Annotated in this window: 1 pseudogene; it reads right to left on the bottom strand. The window is 31.4% G+C overall.

Features of this window, described 5'->3' with window-relative positions:
* Positions 1–307 (bottom strand): annotated as a pseudogene (locus DYI25_RS22315) (TVP38/TMEM64 family protein); the annotation flags it as partial.
* Between the last annotated feature and the right edge of the window lie 110 nt (positions 308–417).

Below are 417 nucleotides of genomic sequence, written 5' to 3'. Positions count from 1 at the left end.
GGACTAATCCTTGGCGATCAATAAAACTAATCAAGCGTTGAACAGCAGTACGTTGTTTAATTCGCTGCATCCTCTCAGTATTCACCAATCGTTTACAGATCAAATAGACTGTAAATGTTCCAGAAATTAATCCAAGCCAACTAATCAATATACCTAAAATAGGTCCATAGACTTGAATATTAATTAAAATATAGAGTGCTAATGGAAATACTGGAATAATCGCTCTTATATATAACAATATGAATCCAGGTAAATAGCCAAACTGTCGAAATATCTCAAACCATTCTTCTACTTGATGAAACGACAAATCATCAATCCCTTTCTTTGGCTGAAGATAATTATTCTTACATTATAAAGTTAATTACTAAGTAAAGAAACATTAACATGTAATCATGCTAATAAATCAGTCTCTAGTAG

Origin of the sequence: Mesobacillus boroniphilus, assembly GCF_018424685.1 — a bacterium.
GTDB lineage: Bacteria > Bacillota > Bacilli > Bacillales > Cytobacillaceae > Mesobacillus > Mesobacillus boroniphilus_A.
Note: the sequence above shows the minus strand (reverse complement) of the source record. Positions and strands in the feature narration are given on the sequence as shown.